The organism is Sphingomonas montanisoli, from assembly GCF_008274695.1.
Classification (GTDB): domain Bacteria; phylum Pseudomonadota; class Alphaproteobacteria; order Sphingomonadales; family Sphingomonadaceae; genus Rhizorhabdus; species Rhizorhabdus montanisoli.
In genome coordinates this window covers 445413-462693 of the sequence record NZ_VTOU01000002.1, presented here as the reverse complement: position 1 = coordinate 462693, position 17281 = coordinate 445413, and the positions used below count along the sequence as shown (strand labels likewise).

Sequence of the window (17281 nt, the reverse complement as noted above, 5' to 3'; positions counted from 1 at the left end):
AGGCGACGGAGGGGGAGGATGCGATACCTCATATTGGCCGCCGCCCTCCCCCTCCGTCAGCTACCGCTGACACCTCCCCCTGGCGGGGGAGGACAAGGGGCCTTTACGGCTTGGGCGATTCCAGCCCGTACCACTCGGCCAGAACGCGCACCGGGGGATTGTCGATCGCGTTCATGCCGGGGCGGTTGACGCCGCGCAGTTCGGCGGTGCGGACGGCGAGGCAGCTCAATTTGAACGCGGCGAAACGCTCATACCATTCGATGTCCGCCGTATCGATGCCGCTCGCCTCGCCCCACAGCGCGATGGTGTCCTCGCGCGATCCCATGCCCGACAGACGCGGCAAGCCCTGCTGGGTCGATTCCAGCCGCGCACACAACGTCCACCACGCGAGATCGTGGAGCGCGCCACCGAGGCTCGGCTGCTCCCAGTCCATCACCGCGGCGACGTTCATGTCGGCATCGAACATAACATTGCCGATCCGGCTGTCGCCCCAGACGATGCCCGGTTGCCGCGCCTTGGGCTTGCTCGCGTCCAGACGCGCCCAGATATCCTCGAGGAAAGGCAGTTCGCGCCCCTCCTTCACCCAGGCGAAGAAGCGATCCCAGCGATCCCATTCCTGATCGAACCCGTCGGGGAAGCGCCCGGTCGGCTCGAGGAAACCCGCCTCGTTCACGGGGAGCTTCTGAATGCTGGCAAGCGCGCGGATCGCGTTTTCCCAGAGCTTCTCGCGCTGGCCGGTCGACAGTTCTGTTACCCAGCCTTCGCGTGAATAAGGCGGGAAGCTGACCGGCACGCGGCCCAGCTTCTTCTCCATCACGAAGAAGGGCGCGCCGACGACGGCCGCGTCATGCTCGATCCAATAAGGTTCGGCGACCGGGGTAGCGCCCAGCCGATGGACCGCGCGCATCAGTTCATACTGCTCGACGAACATATCGTCCTGATAGACGGTGTGTTCGATCGGCTTGATGCGGATCACCATGCCGCGATTGCGGGGGGCGCCGTCCTCGGTCCACGCGGCATCGAACAGGATCGTTTCGTGCGAGAGGCCGGCGCCCTTGGGATAGGTGAAGTCCGTGATCCGAACGTCGCGCGCCTGCGGCATACGGTCGGCGATCCAGCGCTCCAGAGTCGCTTCCAGCTCGGCCAGATCGCGCAGGTGCGGGGCGACCGTGCCGCCGCTGACGAGTTCTCCGCTACCCAACTGTCCGCTCATATTCTCTCCCTCCGCCGTCTTTTGCGGGCGTGTAGCATCTGTAGGCGATCGCATCGAACCGCGCAGTTCGCAATTTCGCGACAATGTTATGCCTGCCTCCACGCGGGAAGCCCCTCGCCACCCGCGCGCCCGCGCGGCAGCATCCGCCCCAAGATAGAATCGAGGAGAGTGATATGAGCACGACGCCGAGCATCGACTTCACGACCCGCGGGCCGAGCGAGACAATATGGGAGCGCGCCGAGGTCGAAGCCGCGTTCCAGCGCTTCTGGCATGAGGGCTGCGTCAAGGAGGACTGGAACGCCTGGCTCGACAGCTTCACCCCCGACGTCGACTATGTCGACCATTTCTGGGGTCCGCTGAAGGGGCGCGAGGAGGTGTCGATCTGGATCGAGGCGGTGATGAAGGGCGTGCCCGAGGTCTATACCGTGCTCGACTGGTACACGATCGACAACGACGTGGTGGTCTTCCACTGCCAGAATCGGCGCGACAACCCGAATTACGGCAAGCCGGGCGAGACCGGCCCGGCCTACTGGGATTTCCCCGGCCTGTCCGTGCTGCGCTATGCCGGCGACGGGCGTTTCTGCAGCGAAGAGGATTATTGGGACCGTTCGGGCGCGCGCAAGACCGCGATCGAATATGCCGCGGCCTGCGAACGGGCTGGCGCCCATACGAAGGAATCGCGAACGCTGCGCGGCTATTGGCCGGTTTCGCCCGCATGGGCGCGAATCGACGAGGCGCCCGCGCCGAGCTGGTCGGGCCGCACCGACGTGCCGTCGATCACGAAACCGGCGGAATTACGGGCGCTGCTCGGGCGGGAATGATCCGACCGGCCGACACGATCCACTTGGCTATGTCTTTTAAGACACAGTCAGCGCGTATATCGCGGACGCGGCAGATCGATTTTTGCGCAACCACTATGCATTTTGTTGCAAACTTTCCCGCACTGCGCGGATGCAGCAAAGATCATGCGCAAAAAAGGGTGAAAAATCCGCCAATTTAACACGCTTGTAAGTTCTATTACGCTGCAGCGCCTCGAAAAATCCAAACTTTTAACCGTTCATCCGGGTTCGTTGACAATCCGTCCGCCAAGAATAGCCTCCAAAGAAAAATACAGAAAACCAATGGGAGGGTGGGTTACATGAAGGGTAATTACCGTAAGGCGACGGGTTCTTCCGTCGCGATTGCTGCTGCATTGCTTGTTGCCGGTCCGGCTTGGGCCGAACAGACCGAACCGCAGGCGCAATCCGAGTTCTCCGGTGTCCAGGACATCGTCGTCACTGCGCAGCGCCGCGAACAACGTCTGCAGGAAGTGCCGGTAGCCATCACGGCGCTGACGACGTCGGTGCTGACGACCAACCGCATCACCAGCGTGCGCGATCTCGACTCGGTCTCGCCTAACCTCACGGTTCGCCAGATCGTCGGCGGCGGCCAGCTGCCGAGCTACTCGATGCGCGGCGTGGTCTCAATCGGTTCGTCGATCGGCGTCGATCGCGGTATCGCGGTCTATGTCGATGGCGTGTTCCTCGGCAATGCGCAGGGCCAGATCTTCGAACTGGGCGATATCCAGCGGATCGAAGTGCTGCGTGGTCCGCAAGGCACGCTGTTCGGCCGCAACGCGACCGGTGGCGCGATCAGCATCACCTCGGGCGACCCGAAGGGCACGTTCGGCATGCGCGGCACCGTCAGCTACGGCAATTACGATCAGTTCCGTGCCGTCGGCCATCTCGATACGCCGAGCTTCGGCGACTTCAGCGCCTCGTTCAACTATGTCCACACACAGCGCGACGGCGACATCAAGAATCTGGGCGCCGGCACCGTATGGGATTTCACGCAGGTCGGCGGGAAGCGCTATAAATCGCCCAAGACGCTGGGCGGTTTCAACACCGACGCGGCGAGCGGGAACCTGCTCTATGATGGCGAAAAGCTGCGCGCGATCTTCAAGGTCGACTGGTCGGACACGGTCCTGACCGCCAACGGCCAGGGCATCTGGTTCGAATCGCCCTTCGCGCAGCGCCTGCGCGCCGCCCAGCCGGCCGCCAATCAGGCCAAGCTGACGCCGGTTTCGAAGACGCGGCCCGACGCGGTGAACAATGCCGGCGCGGTGCCCAGCCATATCAAGACCTTCGGCACCAACCTGACCCTGACGAGCGACATCACCGATCAATTGTCGGTGAAGAACATCGCCGCCTATCGCCGGTCGAGCTTCGCCGCGCCGCTGTCGCAAATCGACGGCGCGGGCGGTCTGGTCAATCCCGGTCCGGTGGCGTTCCCACTGGGTGCCGCGCTGCTGACCCCGGCCGTGGCGGCGTCCACGATCGGCCAGCCCTTCTTCATCCAGTCAACCTCGACCCGTGGTGTGGACCGGCAATGGTCGGACGAACTTCAGTTCAACTATGAATCGGACTTCGTCACCGTCACCGCCGGCGGCCTCTACTTCCAACAGCGCGCGAGGCGTGGTTCGACCGGCTCGGACAGCAGCCCGATCGGCAAGGCACGCAGCGCCGGCTTCGCGGTCTATCCGAACTTCCAGGTGCCGTTCATCGGCCGCCCCAACACCTATGGCGCGATCGATGGCCATGTGAAGGTCGTGTCGAAAGCCGCTTATGGTCAGGGCGAGTTCCACGTCGTCGAGGGCCTCGATCTGATCGGCGGCGTCCGTTACACCCACGACAAGAAGACCGGCGTCGACAACACGATCGTATCTGCGGCGACGCCGCTGGCGACCAGTTCCTTCCCGATCCGCTATTCGAAGGGCAAGGCAACCTACAACCTGGGCTATAACTACAAGCCGAACAGCGACGTTCTGCTCTACGGCAAATATGTCACCGGCTTCATTTCGGGCGGCTTCTTCGCCAGCGTGGCGTTCAATCCCGAAACCGCCAAGTCGTGGGAAGGCGGCATCAAGGCCGACTGGTTCGGCCGCAAGCTGCGCACCAACCTGTCGCTGTTCACGGTGAAATATGGCGGGCTGCAGCTGACCTCGACCGGTCCGAACGTCGGCATCAACAACACCGCGATCACCCAGGTGGTGGTGAACGCCGGTGACGCGCGAGCGAAGGGCTTCGAACTCGAGACCACGATCTCGCCGATCCGCCAGCTGACGTTCAACGCGTCGTTGGGCTATACCAACTTCAAATATACGCAGATCGATCCTCGGCTTGTCGCCGCGGTCGCCGAAACGCTGGTGCACGAGCGTCCGAAGTGGACCAGCAGCCTTTCGGCGCAATATGAATCCGATCCGATCTTCGGCGATGCCAACTTCATCGCGCGCATCGACGGCAATTATAAGTCGAAGCACAATGCGATTTCGGCGATCCCGCTGGCGACCGGGACCAACCTGGCGCTGTTCGGGATCACCCCGGCCGAGCAGGCGCGCCTGCGCGCTTTGCAGCTGGTCAAGGGCTACTGGCTGGTCAACAGCCGCGTCGCCTTGCAGAAGATCGATCTGGGCGGAACGAAGGCAACCGTGGCTTTGTGGGGCCGCAACATCTTCGACTCCAAGCAGATCAGCTACTCGCCGGGCTTCATCAGCATCTACAGCGCCGATTACGAGCGCGCCCGGACCTACGGCATCGACTTCACCGTCGAATTCTAAAGCGTCCGACATCACCTGAAACGCGCCCGCGGCCATCGAGCCGCGGGCGTTTTTTCTTATTCCCCGAGTTTCCAGCGGCCGAGGATGCGATGCTCGGTCAGGCCCACGAGGCTGTGGACCAGCACCAGTTCGTCGCTGCGCCAGCTGATCAACGGCACGGTGCGGCGGAAGCTGTCGCGCATGCCATAAGCGATGGTGACGTGCGGATCGAAGCGGTAGCCACGCATCGAGGGAACGCCCGCCACCGCCAGTCCATAAGCCAGCTTGTCGCGGAAGGCACCGAGCACCGGCATATGATCGCCGGGCCGCAGCAGGACGTTGTCGCCATTGCCGATCAGTTCGCCCAGCGCCACGCGCATCCCCGGCCCCGCAACCTTCGCGGCGACCTTGCTCATCCGCTCCACCAGGTCCGGATCGGGCGTGGTCGGGCGATTGTGGACGAAAAGGGTCATGTGAAGCTTTTCGTCGGGGATATGCGACTGGACCGGACCCAGCCCGTCGCGGATCGCCGCAATCTCCCCGATCGCTTCCTCGCTGGGCCGCAGCGCGAAGAACAGGCGGTGCAGGATCAGTTCGTCCGTGTCGTAACTGCGCAGCTTCGTCATGGCACATCTCCCGTGGAGTCGCACCTTAATTAGAACAAATCAGGAACATTGGCAAGCACAGTCGTACTGCGCTGAGATTTCAGCACCGAAATTACGTCAGAAAGCGCGTGAAACCGCGAACTCGACCGCTTCGATCAGCGCAGATTTGGCCTGCCCGTTCGGGAAGGCCGCGAGGGCATCGATCGCGCGACGGCCATAATGGCGCGCACGCTCGGCGGTATCGGACAGCGCGCCCGTTGCGTGGAGGATCGCGGTCGCCCGCGCCAGATCCTCGTCATCGTTGCGCAGGCCTTCGATCGCTTCGCGCAGGAAGGTGCGATCCTCCTCCCCAGCGCGGGCAAAAGCCAGGATCACCGGCAGGGTGACCTTGCCGTCGCGGAAGTCGTCGCCGGCATCCTTGCCCATCGTCGCGCCATCCGACTCATAGTCGATCACGTCGTCGACGAGCTGGAAGGCGATACCCAGGTAGCGGCCATATTGATCGAGCGCCTCTTCGATCGCGGCGTCGCGTTCGGCCACCACGGCGGCGATGCGGCAGGCCGCAGCGAACAGCACCGCCGTCTTGGCGGTGATGATGTCGAGATAACGCTGCTCGCTGGTTTCGATCCGGCGCTGCGCGGTCAGCTGGTTGACCTCACCCTCCGCGATCACCGCCGAGGCATTCGACAGGATCTTGAGGACGCGCAGCGATCCGTCTTCGACCATTAGTTCGAACGATCGGCTGAACAGGAAATCGCCGACGAGGACGCTGGCAGCATTGCCCCAGATCATGTTCGCGGTGCGCCGCCCGCGCCGCAGCCCCGATTGATCGACGACGTCGTCGTGCAGCAGCGTCGCGGTGTGGATGAACTCGACCGTGGCGGCGAGCTTGTGATGCCGCGTTCCGTGATAATCGAGCAGCTTGGCGCAGGCGAGCGTCAGCATCGGCCGCATCCGCTTGCCGCCGCCGGCGATCAGGTGCCCCGCCAGTTCGGGGATCAGCGGCACATCGGATTGCATGCGCGCCAGGATCACGCCGTTGACCTGGTTCATATCGGCAGCGACAAGCTGCATGATCGGATCGAGCGAGGGCGTGGTCGCCCGGCGGATCGGGGTGACGGTTGCGGTCATGCGCGTGCAGATGGTCCCGACCGTAACGAAAGGCAAGGATCATGACTTGCCTTCGCGCTCATCCGCCAACAAAAGGCGACGACACGGTTTCCGGGGACGATTGCATGACCGACGACACGCTGGCGCGCTATCGCGAGAGCATCGACAATATCGACGCGGCACTGGTCTTCATGCTGGCCGAACGCTTCAAGATCACCAAGGCTGTCGGCGAACACAAGGCCAAGACCGGCCTGCCCCCCGCCGATCCGAACCGCGAGTCGATCCAGATCGAACGCCTGCGGTCGCTTGCGAAGAGCGCGAATCTCGACCCGGATTTCTCGGAAAAATTCCTGCGCTTCATTATCGATGAAGTGATCCACCACCATCGCAAGGCAAGCGCGGGGAAATAAAGCCCTCGCCTCTTTAAGGGAGAGGGAGTTAGGCCAATCCCTCGGCCATCTCCGCCAGTTCCAGCCAGCGAAGCTCGGCTTCCTCCTTCTTCGTCCGCGCGGTTTCGATCGCCTTCATCAGCGTGTCGAACTTTTGAGGGTTCTTGGCGTAGAGATCGGGGTCGGCGAGGGCGGCTTCGTCGCGCAGGATTGCGGCCTCCAGCGTCTCGATCTCCTTGGGCAAAAGATCGAGGTCGCGCTGATCCTTGTAGCTGAGCTTGGTCCTGGATTTGGGGGCGACCGCCTCGGCCTTGGGCGCCGCAGCCTTCGGCTTCGTATCGACTTTGCCGCCGCGCTGCCTTTCCCAATCTTCATAGCCGCCGATCACGACGTCGACCTTGCCCGATCCGTCGAGCCCCAACGTGACCGTCACCGTGCGATCGAGGAAGTCGCGATCGTGGCTGACGATCAGGACGGTTCCTTCATAATCGGCGATCACCTCCTGCAGCAGATCGAGCGTCTCGAGATCGAGATCGTTGGTCGGCTCGTCGAGGACGAGGAGATTGGAGGGCCGCGCGAACTCGCGCGCGAGGAGGATGCGGCTGCGTTCGCCGCCCGACAGCGTGCCGACCTTCGCCTCGGCGATCGACGGTTCGAACAGGAATTCCTTGAGGTAGCCGTGGACATGCTTGCGCGCGCCCTGCACGTCGATCCAGTCACCACCGTCGGCCAGGATGTCGCGCACCGTCTTTTCGGGTGCCATCAGCTTGCGCTGCTGATCGATGACGATGCCGTTGAGCGTGTTCGACAGCTTCACCTTGCCGCTGTCGGGCGCGAGCTCGCCGGTCATCAGCTTGAGCAGGGTCGATTTGCCCGCGCCGTTCGCGCCGACCACGCCGATCCGGTCCTTGCGCGTCACCTTCAGCGAGAAATCGCGGATGATCGTGCGCTGAGAGTCTCCAGCCCCAAACGCCTTCGTCACATGCTCGGCATCGATCACGACCTTGGTCTTGCTGTCATCGGCGGCGATCGCGATCTTCGCGGTGCCGGGCGGGCCGGTCATCGCCTTGCGCTCGGCGCGCATCTCGTAAAGCTTGGTCAGGCGCCCCTGGTTGCGCTTGCGCCGCGCAGTGACGCCGCGCAGCTTCCAATGCTCCTCGATCTTCAGCTTGGCGTCGAGCCGTTCGGCGTTGCGCGCTTCTTCCTCGTGGATCTTGTCCATCCACGCCTCGAACCCGCCGAAGCCGACCTCGGCGCGGCGGATCGATCCGCGATCGAGCCACAGGGTGTTCTTCGTGAGGCGGGTCAGGAAGGTGCGATCGTGGCTGATGACGATGAAGGCGCCGCCGAAACGGCCGAGCCAGCTTTCGAGCCATTCGATCGCGGCGAGATCGAGATGGTTGGTCGGTTCGTCGAGCAGCAGCACGTCAGGCTCCATCGCGAGCGCGCGACAGATGGCGGCACGGCGGCGCTCACCCCCCGATGCGGTCGCCGCGTCGCGGCCCAGATCGAGCCCGATCTGGTCGGCGATCGCCTCCACCTCATGCACGGCCGGGGCATCCTCACCCGCCAGCGCGAAATCGCGCAATGTCGCGTGGCCCGCCATCGACGGCTCCTGCTCCAACAAGACGACGCGCGTACCCGGCACGATCACGCGCCGCCCCTCGTCGGGATCGATCGTGCCGGCGAGCAGTTTCAACAGCGTCGTCTTGCCCGCCCCGTTACGGCCGATCAGCGCAAGCCGATCACGCGGGGTGATCCCCATGTCGAGGTGTCGGAAGAGCCAGCCCGAACCCTGATTGAGGCCGAGATCCTGGAAGGCAAGAATGGGTGCGGACATTATGCAACAGTCTAAGAAGGTTATTGAGGCAGGGCGCCTATACCGGCACATTCATGCCCTATTCAACGCATCGCCCCTATGCCACAGTTCATGGTAATGCGTAACTTAATCGCCGCGCTGGCTATCGCCGGCACCCTCAGCGCGCCCGCCTTCGCCGATCGGCGAACGCCGGAGCAGGACATGCTGCGCAATGGCGTCCGTTCGGGTGCGATTCTTCCCTATCAGGAAATGCGCGCAAGGGCGCAAAGCAGCGTCAGCGGCGGGCAGATGATCGGATCGGAATTCGATCCGGGAACCGGCCATTACCGTTTCAAGTTTCAGCGGAGCGGATCGGTGATCTGGGTCGACATGGACGGCCGCACCGGACGCGAGATCGGCCGCATCGGGGACTGAACCCCGCGCGGCTACAAGAAGGGATTCGAATGCGCGTATTGATCGTCGAAGACGAACCCAATCTGGGCCGCCAGCTGCGCGCCACGCTGGAAGGCGCGGGCTATGCGATCGACCTCGCCACCGATGGCGAGGACGGCCACTATCTCGGCTCGACCGAAAATTACGACGCGGTGATCCTCGATCTCGGCCTGCCCGAAGTCGACGGGCTCACCGTGCTCGATCGCTGGCGGCGCGAGGGCAAGGACACCCCCGTCCTGGTGCTGACCGCGCGTGACAGCTGGTCGGACAAGGTGGCCGGCCTCGATGCCGGCGCCGACGACTATCTGGCCAAGCCGTTCCAGACCGAAGAACTGATCGCGCGCCTGCGCGCACTGATCCGCCGCGCATCGGGCAACGCCTCGTCCGAACTGACCGCGGGCGACATCCGCCTCGATACCCGCAGCGGCAAGGTGACCAAGGCCGGCGAGCCGGTGAAGCTGACCGCGCAGGAATATAAGCTGCTCAGCTACCTGCTCCACCACAAGGGCAAGGTCGTCAGCCGCACCGAGTTGATCGAGCATATCTACGATCAGGATTTCGATCGCGATTCGAACACGATCGAAGTGTTCGTCACCCGCATCCGCAAGAAGCTGGGCCAGGACGTGATCACCACGATCCGGGGCCTGGGCTATTCGCTGGACGATCCCGACGCATAATGATGTTTGATCCGCTCACGCGGATGCGGCACCGGCCCGCTCCCCCACCCGGCCTCCCATTCAGGTTACTCTCGTGGGAGGCCGGGTGGGGGAGCGGGCCGGTGCCGCCATTGGTTCAGCCATGCTGAACCAATCGATAAAACGCCGGTTGGCGATCGCGCGCGCGGTGCTGAAAGGCCGGCCACGCGATCCGAACCGGCAATCGACAGGATCGCTGACGCGCCGCATGATCGGCATCGCCACGCTGTGGATCGGCGTATTGCTGATCGGCGGCGGGTTCGCGCTCGACCGTGTCCTGTCCGATGCGATCACCCGCAACTTCGACAGCCAGCTGTCCTACGCGCTCACCGCGATGGTCGCATCGGCCGAAATCGGGCCGGACGGCGAGGTGCGCTTCAACCGTCCCCTCGGCGACCAGCGTTTCCTGGAGCCCTATTCGGGCCTCTACTGGCAGGTCTCCGCCCCCGGCCATGATCCGTTCCGATCGCGCTCGCTCTGGGATCGCGCGCTCCAGCAGGCGGCCGATCATGCCGGCGCCGAGGATCACGTCCACGACAGCAAGGAATTTCAGGGCGAGGATCTGCGGATCATCGATCGCGAAGTGCGCCTGCCCGGATCGCCGGCAGCATGGCGATTCCAGGTCGCGGCCAATCGCGACACGCTGAACGATCAGATCGCGATTCTGCGCCGCACGCTGGTGCGCGCCTTCGCGATCCTGGGCATGGGCCTGATCGTGCTCGCCGCCTTGCAGGCGGTGTTCGGGCTGCTGCCGTTGCGCACGCTGCGCCGCGCGGTCGCGGCGGTGCGATCGGGCGAGGCGTCGCGGGTCGACGTCCACCTGCCCGACGAGGTCGCGCCGCTGGTCGAGGAACTGAACGCGCTGCTGATGCACAGCGAAACCCAGGCCGAAGAGGCGCGGCGCCATGCCGGCAACCTCGCCCACGCGCTCAAGACCCCGCTGACCGTGCTGATGAACGAGGCGACGTCGCCGACCGTGGATCTTCCCGATATCGTGGTCAAGGCGACGACGACGATGCGCCGGCAGGTCGACCATCACCTCGCCCGCGCCCGCGCGGTCGGGCGGCGCGCGAACACGCAGGCGCGCTCCGAAGTGTGGCCGTCGCTCAAGGCGGTCGAGCGCGCGATGGGACGCATGCATCGCCATGTCACCGTCGATCTCGCCGGCCCGCAGGACGCGGCCATCCATGTCGAGCGGCAGGATCTCGACGAGATCCTCGGCAACCTGATCGAAAATGCCGCCAAATATGGTCAGGGTCGGGTGTTCGTGACCGTCGTCAAGGATGCCGGCTTCGTCGAACTGCAGATCGAGGATGACGGCCCCGGCATCCCCGCCGATCAACGCGGCAACCTGTTCGAACGCGGCGCGCGGCTCGACACGGGCAAGCCAGGAACCGGGCTGGGCCTCGCGATCGTGCGCGACGTGATCGAGATTTACGGCGGCACGATTTCGCTCGAGGAAAGCGAGGATCTGGGCGGGCTGATGGTGCGGGTGAGACTTCCCGCCGCCGTCTAAAACTTTTTCGTCCGTGTCGAGCGAAGTCGAGACACGTTCTCACGCGCAACACCCAGCCAACATGTCTCGACTTCGCTCGACACGAACGGTGTAGTGTTCGTCAGATCGCCTTCCCCTGCCGCCCGGCCAGTTCGACCACATATTGCCACGCGACGCGGCCCGAACGGCCACCGCGCTGGGTTGCCCAGCTGATCGCGTCGAGCGGCTCGAAAGCGAGGCCATATTGCGCAGCATAAGCGCCGACCATCGCGACATAATGGTCCTGATCGACGACATGGAAACCGATCGACAGGCCGAAGCGATCGGCGAGCGCCATCTTGTCGTCGATCACGTCGCGCGGATTGATCGGGCTGTCCTGTTCCTTCAGATCGCGCGCGACGATGTGGCGGCGGTTGGCGGTGACATAGAGCCGCGCATTGGCCGGCCGCGCCTCGGCCCCACCTTCGAGCATCGATCGCAGCAACCGCGCACCCTGACTCGCGCCCTCATCGAAGCCGAGATCGTCGATGAAGAGGATGAAGGCGCGCTCGACACCGGCGATCAGATCGAACAGGCGCGGCATCGTCTCGATCTTCTCGGCGGCGATCTCGATCAGCGCGACGTCGAGCCCCTCGATCTGAAGCGCCCCGACCGCCGACTTCACCAGCGCCGACTTTCCGGTGCCCCGCGCGCCCCATAGCAAAGCGTCGTGCGCGCCGAGGCCGGTCGCGTGGCGGCGGACGTTATCGAGGACGATCGCCTTCTGCGCGTCGATGCCGGTCAACAAGTCGATCGGCAACGGCCGGAAGTCGCGCGCGGCCGCCAAGCCGCCGTCGCGCCAGACATAGGCCGGGTGCAGCGCCGGATCGGCATGCGGCGCGGGCGGCGGCGCGATCCGCTCCAATGCGGCGGCGATGCGGGCGAGCAGGTCTTCGGTCATGTCGCGGGGATTAGGGCGGCCTACCTCGCCCCACAAGCCCAACCATAATCCTCCCCCGCCAGGGGGAGGTGTCAGCGGAAGCTGACGGAGGGGGAGGATGCGATGATCCGTAGTTGGTCGCCGTCCTCCCCCTCCGTCGCCTTCGGCGCCACCTCCCCCTGGGCGGGGGAGGATAAAATTAAGCCGAGATCCCGTACTGCTTGAGCAGGTCGTAGAGCGTCGGTCGGCTGATCCCGAGCAGCTTGGCGGCGTTCGAGATATTGCCCTCGGCACGCGCGACCGCGCGGGTGATGGCGGTGCGATCGGCCTGTTCGCGCGCGGCACGCAGGTTGAGGAAGCCACCATCCTCCCGTCCCGGCGACAGATCGAGATCGTCCGCCGTCACCATCTTGCCCTCGGCCATGATCGCCGCGCGCTTGAGCCGGTTTTCCAGCTCGCGGACATTGCCGGGCCAGCTCCACGCGTCCAGTGCGGCAATTGCCTCTGGAGTGAAGCCGCGCAGTTGCGGGTTCAGCTCTCTGGCGTAGCGCTTGATCTGCTGGCGCGCGATCAGCACCGCGTCGCCCGGCCGATCGGCGAGCGGAGGGATCGTCACGACGATCTCGGCGAGGCGATAATAGAGATCCTCGCGGAAACGCCCGTCGGCGATCATGGCAGGCAGATCCTGATGCGTGGCCGCCACGATCCGCGTGTCGACCTCGATCGCTTTGCGCCCGCCGATCCGTTCGATCACCCGCTCCTGCAGGAAACGGAGCAGCTTGACCTGAAGCGAGAGCGGCACGTCACCGATCTCGTCGAGGAACAAGGTGCCGCCCTGCGCCAGCTCGATCTTGCCCTCGGCGGTGCGGACCGCCCCGGTGAACGCGCCCTTTTCGTAACCGAACAGTTCGGCCTCGAGCAGAGTATCGGGGATGGCGGCGCAGTTGATCGCGACGAAATGGCCCTCGCGGCGCGGCGATGCCTGGTGCAGCCCGCGCGCCAACACTTCCTTGCCGGTTCCGCTCGCGCCGAGCAGCAGCACGGACACGTCGGTCACGGCCACGCGCTGGATCGTCTTGAGCGCCTTGAGCACCACCGGATCGGCAGTGATGAACCCGCCCGGATTGCCCTCCCCCGCCTGTTCGGCGGCCATGCGGGCATTTTCCTGTTCGAGCGACGCCAGCTCGAACGCGCGCTTCACGATCAGGCCGAGTTCGTCGAAGTCGACGGGCTTGTGATAATAATCGTACGCGCCCATCGCGACCGCACGCAGCGCGCCTTCATGCGCGCCGTGGCCGGAAGCGACGATCACCTTGGTATCGGGCTTGAGCGACAGGATCGTCTCGAGGATCGCGAAACCCTCACTGGTGCCGTCGGGATCGGGTGGCAGGCCGAGATCGAGGGTGACGACGGCGGGTTCATTGGCGCGCAGCGCATCGATCGCGGTCTTGCGATCACCCGCGATCACCACCTCATAATCCTCATAGGCCCAGCGCAACTGGCGCTGCAGCCCCTCGTCATCCTCGACGACCAGCAGGATCGGTTTCTTCGGCAGGATCAAGCAACGGCCTCCGTCTTGCGCACGATCGGGAGCAGCACCGTGAAACGCGTGCCCTCGCCCTCGCGACTCTGCACCTCGATCCGCCCGCCCATCGCGGCGATCAGCGCGCGCGCTTCGAACGCACCGATGCCGAAGCCCCCCTCCTTGGTGGAAGCGAAGGCGTGGAACAGGCGGGTACGGACGAACTCGATCGACATGCCGACACCATGATCGATCACGTCGATCGCCGCCATGCCTTCGCGCGGGCCGACCAGAACCTCGACCACGGCGCCGGCAGAACTCGCGTCGATCGCGTTCTGGATGAGATGGCCAAGCGCCTGTTCGAGCCGCGCCGGATCGACGAGCGCGACCAGATCCTCGTCGCCCGATACCTCGACCGGAGCATCACGCCGCGAACCGATCCGATCGACGAGCGGGAGCAGGCGCTGCGGGGTCGGCTCCTCGGGCTTGGCGCGATGATGCTGCGAGAGGCGCGCGAGCAGGTCGTTCATCTTGCCGACCGACGACTGCAAAGTCGCGACCATATCCTTGCGGAAATCGGGATTGTCGGCATGGCGCTCGGCATTGCGCGCGAGCAGACTCAGCTGGCTCACCAGATTCTTCACGTCGTGCATGATGAAGGCGAAGCGACGGTTGAACTCGTCGAAGCGGCGCGCATCGGACAACGCCTCCTGCCCCAGCGCCTCGGCCAGATAACTTGCCGCCTGCCGCCCGGCGAGGCGGAGCAGATCGTGATCCTCGGCATCGAGCGCGCGGGGATTGTGCGGCTTTTCGAGCAGGACGGCGCCGAGCAGCCGATCATAATGGGTGAGCGGCACGACCAGCCAGGCCGAGGCAGTGTCGGCGATCCAGTCCGGCAGCGCGAGTGCATCGGGCGGGGCTGCGACCTCGACCGTGCCGGCACCGAGCAGCGCGTGACCGAACGAGGGGTTGGCCGCGCGCTGGGGTGGATCGAGATCGGCCCAGTTCCAACGCGACGCCGCTTCCAGCGCGCCGTCCTGCGCTGTGAGTAGGAGGAGGCCGCCCGGCGCATCGGGGATGTCGGCGATGGCCTGCACGACCCGCTCGCCCAGCGCACGATCGTCGCGGCCCGGAATGCCCAGCGTATCGGTGAACTGCCGCCATTCGACGCGATAATCATAATGATGCTGGAACAGGTGGCGCGACAAACCCTGCTTGACCCCCGATCGCAGCCGGCTGGACGGGAAGAAGGCGAGCGCGAGGCCCGAAAAGCCGATCGCGATCGTTACCTGGCCCAGCCGATCGATCTGGTGGGTCAGGTTCAACAGCCGCGCGAGCATCACCATCGCCGCGACGTAGATCGCGATCGCCGTCAGCGGCAGGAAGCGCAGCGCCGCCGAACGCGCGGGCGGCAGCCGATCGACCTCGGCCGCGCGGCTCACCGACACGAGCAAAGGCGCGACGAGCGCCAGGAAGAAGCCACGCAGCGCGAACAGTTCTTCGGGCCACTTCTGTGCGAGATAGGCGACCGTGCTGAGGTTGAGGTCGTAAACCCAGATCGCGGCGAGCGCCGCCATCGGCGATCCGATCCGCCAGCGCGCCTCGGGCGCCGCTGCGGCATAGAGGTTGTGCGCAATCAGCAGCGATCCCATCGTCACCACGATGCGCAGCGCCACGATCGCGACGACGATCAGATCCTGGATGCGTGGCGATCCCACGAACAGGAACGGCAGAAGCCGCAGCAACATGCCCAACAGGATCGCGGCGATGACGATTCCGTAGATCGCATAGACGGTGCGCCGCCGCCCATCGTCGGCAATCGGCGGCTGGATCGCGGCCATGAAGCCGATCCAGCCGAGATCGCTGAGGTTGCCGCCCAACCCCGCCGCGACGCCAAGCGGGCCGCGCAACGTGACGAGCACGCACCACAAGGCCGTCATCGCGCAGGCAACCGTCAGCGCGATGCGCGCGCCGCCCGCCTGCCGCATCGTCGCTTGCCAGATCACCAGCGCCGCGAACAGGAAGGCCGCGAGGCCATGCCCCCATTCGATGACGAGCTCGATCATCGGATCAGCGCGCGCCCTCGGCCCAGAGCAGCACGCGCAGCGTCTGGAGGATGATCAGCACGTCGAGGAAGATCGAATAATTCTTGGTGTAGTACAGATCATATTCGAGCTTGTGGCGCGCATCGTCGAGGCTGGCGCCATACGGATAGTTGATCTGCGCCCAGCCGGTGATGCCCGGCTTCATCATGTGCCGTTCGGCATAATAGGGGATCTGCTGTTCGAGTTCCTCGACGAACTGGGGCCGTTCGGGGCGCGGGCCGACGAAGCTCATGTCGCCCTTCAGCACCGTCCAGACCTGCGGCAGTTCGTCGACGCGGATCAGGCGGATGATCCGGCCAACGCGGGTGACGCGCGCATCGCCCTTCTGTGCCCAGATCGCCGCACCGCCCACCTCGGCATCCTGCCGCATCGATCGGAGCTTCAATATGCTGAACTCCTTGCCATGGCGGCCGACGCGGATCTGCCGATAGAAGCTGGAACCGGGGCTTTCGATCCGGACGATGATGGCGGTGATCGCGATGATCGGCGCGGCGATGATCAGGATCAGCGCCGACACGAAGATGTCGAGCGCGCGCTTGACCACCAGCGAGAGCGACCGACCCGACGAAAAGCCGTCCGAAAAGATCAGCGTCGACGGGCGAACCGTGTCGAGATCGATCCGGCCGGTATTGCGCTCGAGGAAGTTCGAGATGTCGGTGACGTGGACGCCCGTGGTCTTCACCCGGACCAGGTCGTTGACCGGCACGGTGTTGCGCCGCTCGTCGAGCGCGACGACCACTTCGCTCGCCTCGAACCGATCGACCAGGCCGGTGAGGCTCGGCACGTCGGTGCGGCAGATCGCCGTCTCGATCTGGGCGGGCGCATCCTTCATGTCGACCGCCGCGACGATGGTGAAGCCCGAACCGGGACGCATGGAGAGATCCATCACCCGCTTGGCGCGCGTGCCCGCCCCGAGCAGCAGCACCCGTCGCTTGAACGTATCGCCGACGACCCAGCCGCCCAGCAACGCACGCGCCGAGATCAACAAGGTGAAGGCGATCAGCACGGCGTAGATCGAATTGGATCGCCACAATGTCAGTTCGGGCAGCAGGAAGAACAGCATCGAGATCAGGATAAGGCCGAGCGAGATCGCGACCATCAGGCGCGCAGCGGCGAATCGCAGCGTCTGCAGGCCTTCGGGCGTATAGACGCCCACCCCGATCATCGATGCCTGGATCGCGAAGGCAAAGCTCAACAATTGCGGCACGCGTTCGCCCATGGGGGCCGGCATGCTGCCCAGCTGGCGCAAACGAATGAGCCAGCCCGCCTCGGCCGCCGCGATCAGGATCACGAAGTCGATCACGCACAGCAGCAGCACCGCATAAGGCACGTAATGTTTGAAGACGCGGATCACGACGCGATCACTAGAATATGTTCCCCCAACGAACCATGTCTATAGCGGG

At 64.8% G+C, this 17281-nt stretch carries 14 protein-coding genes; 6 read left to right on the top strand and 8 right to left on the bottom strand.

Features of this window, described 5'->3' with window-relative positions; genetic code table 11:
- Positions 1-103: 103 nt before the first annotated feature.
- A complete protein-coding gene (locus FYJ91_RS07895; RefSeq protein WP_149521719.1) occupies positions 104-1213 on the bottom strand; it encodes a phosphotransferase family protein in 1110 nt (369 codons plus the stop codon).
- Positions 1214-1386: 173 nt separating this feature from the next.
- Between FYJ91_RS07895 and FYJ91_RS07890 the strand changes: the two genes are divergently transcribed.
- Positions 1387-2034 (top strand): nuclear transport factor 2 family protein, encoded by a 648-nt coding sequence (locus FYJ91_RS07890; protein ID WP_181008394.1) that lies wholly within the window; start codon positions 1387-1389, stop codon positions 2032-2034.
- Positions 2035-2351: 317 nt separating this feature from the next.
- Entirely contained in the window at positions 2352-4808 is a 2457-nt protein-coding gene (locus tag FYJ91_RS07885; RefSeq protein WP_149521717.1) for a TonB-dependent receptor, read from the top strand.
- Between the two features lie 56 nt (positions 4809-4864).
- On the opposite strand, the gene FYJ91_RS07880 is transcribed toward FYJ91_RS07885, so the two are convergent.
- Both FYJ91_RS07880 and FYJ91_RS07875 read right to left on the bottom strand, forming a co-directional pair.
- Positions 4865-5413, bottom strand: a complete 549-nt coding sequence (locus FYJ91_RS07880) for a 2'-5' RNA ligase family protein (protein ID WP_149521716.1) — start codon at positions 5411-5413, stop codon at positions 4865-4867.
- 96 nt (positions 5414-5509) lie between these two features.
- Complete coding sequence (locus FYJ91_RS07875; RefSeq protein ID WP_149521715.1) at positions 5510-6523, bottom strand: polyprenyl synthetase family protein; 1014 nt, start codon at positions 6521-6523, stop codon at positions 5510-5512.
- Positions 6524-6627: 104 nt separating this feature from the next.
- On the opposite strand from FYJ91_RS07875, the gene FYJ91_RS07870 reads away from it, so the two are divergent.
- Positions 6628-6912: a chorismate mutase gene (locus FYJ91_RS07870; protein ID WP_149521714.1), complete on the top strand. Its 285-nt coding sequence runs from the start codon at positions 6628-6630 to the stop codon at positions 6910-6912.
- A 28-nt stretch (positions 6913-6940) separates the two neighbouring features.
- On the opposite strand, the gene FYJ91_RS07865 is transcribed toward FYJ91_RS07870, so the two are convergent.
- Complete coding sequence (locus FYJ91_RS07865) at positions 6941-8731, bottom strand: ABC-F family ATP-binding cassette domain-containing protein (RefSeq protein WP_149521713.1); 1791 nt, start codon at positions 8729-8731, stop codon at positions 6941-6943.
- 96 nt (positions 8732-8827) lie between these two features.
- On the opposite strand from FYJ91_RS07865, the gene FYJ91_RS07860 reads away from it, so the two are divergent.
- The 3 genes from FYJ91_RS07860 (at position 8828) to FYJ91_RS07850 (ending at position 11353) form a co-directional block, all read left to right on the top strand.
- Entirely contained in the window at positions 8828-9124 is a 297-nt protein-coding gene (locus FYJ91_RS07860; RefSeq protein WP_246152531.1) for a hypothetical protein, read from the top strand.
- A gap of 29 nt (positions 9125-9153) precedes the next feature.
- A complete protein-coding gene (locus FYJ91_RS07855) occupies positions 9154-9819 on the top strand; it encodes a response regulator transcription factor (RefSeq protein ID WP_127745940.1) in 666 nt (221 codons plus the stop codon).
- A gap of 121 nt (positions 9820-9940) precedes the next feature.
- Complete coding sequence (locus FYJ91_RS07850) at positions 9941-11353, top strand: sensor histidine kinase (protein WP_425473993.1); 1413 nt, start codon at positions 9941-9943, stop codon at positions 11351-11353.
- Positions 11354-11453: 100 nt separating this feature from the next.
- Here FYJ91_RS07850 and FYJ91_RS07845 read toward each other — a convergent pair whose 3' ends face one another.
- The 4 genes from FYJ91_RS07845 to FYJ91_RS07830 all read right to left on the bottom strand — a co-directional run bounded on the left by FYJ91_RS07845 (position 11454) and on the right by FYJ91_RS07830 (position 17232).
- Positions 11454-12272 (bottom strand): ATP-binding protein, encoded by an 819-nt coding sequence (locus tag FYJ91_RS07845; protein WP_149521711.1) that lies wholly within the window; start codon positions 12270-12272, stop codon positions 11454-11456.
- A gap of 178 nt (positions 12273-12450) precedes the next feature.
- Positions 12451-13806, bottom strand: coding sequence for a PEP-CTERM-box response regulator transcription factor (gene prsR / locus FYJ91_RS07840; RefSeq protein ID WP_425474011.1), 1356 nt, complete (start codon positions 13804-13806; stop codon positions 12451-12453).
- Positions 13807-13808: 2 nt separating this feature from the next.
- Positions 13809-15839 carry an XrtA/PEP-CTERM system histidine kinase PrsK gene (prsK, locus tag FYJ91_RS07835; protein ID WP_149521710.1) on the bottom strand — a complete coding sequence of 677 codons (2031 nt, stop codon included), beginning with the start codon at positions 15837-15839 and terminating at the stop codon, positions 13809-13811.
- Between the two features lie 4 nt (positions 15840-15843).
- Positions 15844-17232, bottom strand: a complete 1389-nt coding sequence (locus tag FYJ91_RS07830) for a TIGR03013 family XrtA/PEP-CTERM system glycosyltransferase (protein ID WP_149521709.1) — start codon at positions 17230-17232, stop codon at positions 15844-15846.
- Positions 17233-17281 lie beyond the last annotated feature (49 nt).

Coding starts and splice junctions, on each gene's coding strand:
- FYJ91_RS07870 (WP_149521714.1), top strand. CDS start 6,628: ATGACCGACGACACGCTGGCGCGCTATCGCGAGAGCATCGACAATATC.
- FYJ91_RS07895 (WP_149521719.1), bottom strand. CDS start 1,213: ATGAGCGGACAGTTGGGTAGCGGAGAACTCGTCAGCGGCGGCACGGTC.
- FYJ91_RS07890 (WP_181008394.1), top strand. CDS start 1,387: ATGAGCACGACGCCGAGCATCGACTTCACGACCCGCGGGCCGAGCGAG.
- FYJ91_RS07885 (WP_149521717.1), top strand. CDS start 2,352: ATGAAGGGTAATTACCGTAAGGCGACGGGTTCTTCCGTCGCGATTGCT.
- prsK (WP_149521710.1), bottom strand. CDS start 15,839: ATGATCGAGCTCGTCATCGAATGGGGGCATGGCCTCGCGGCCTTCCTG.
- FYJ91_RS07845 (WP_149521711.1), bottom strand. CDS start 12,272: ATGACCGAAGACCTGCTCGCCCGCATCGCCGCCGCATTGGAGCGGATC.
- FYJ91_RS07860 (WP_246152531.1), top strand. CDS start 8,828: ATGCGTAACTTAATCGCCGCGCTGGCTATCGCCGGCACCCTCAGCGCG.
- FYJ91_RS07865 (WP_149521713.1), bottom strand. CDS start 8,731: ATGTCCGCACCCATTCTTGCCTTCCAGGATCTCGGCCTCAATCAGGGT.
- FYJ91_RS07880 (WP_149521716.1), bottom strand. CDS start 5,413: ATGACGAAGCTGCGCAGTTACGACACGGACGAACTGATCCTGCACCGC.
- FYJ91_RS07855 (WP_127745940.1), top strand. CDS start 9,154: ATGCGCGTATTGATCGTCGAAGACGAACCCAATCTGGGCCGCCAGCTG.
- FYJ91_RS07850 (WP_425473993.1), top strand. CDS start 9,941: ATGCTGAACCAATCGATAAAACGCCGGTTGGCGATCGCGCGCGCGGTG.
- FYJ91_RS07875 (WP_149521715.1), bottom strand. CDS start 6,523: ATGACCGCAACCGTCACCCCGATCCGCCGGGCGACCACGCCCTCGCTC.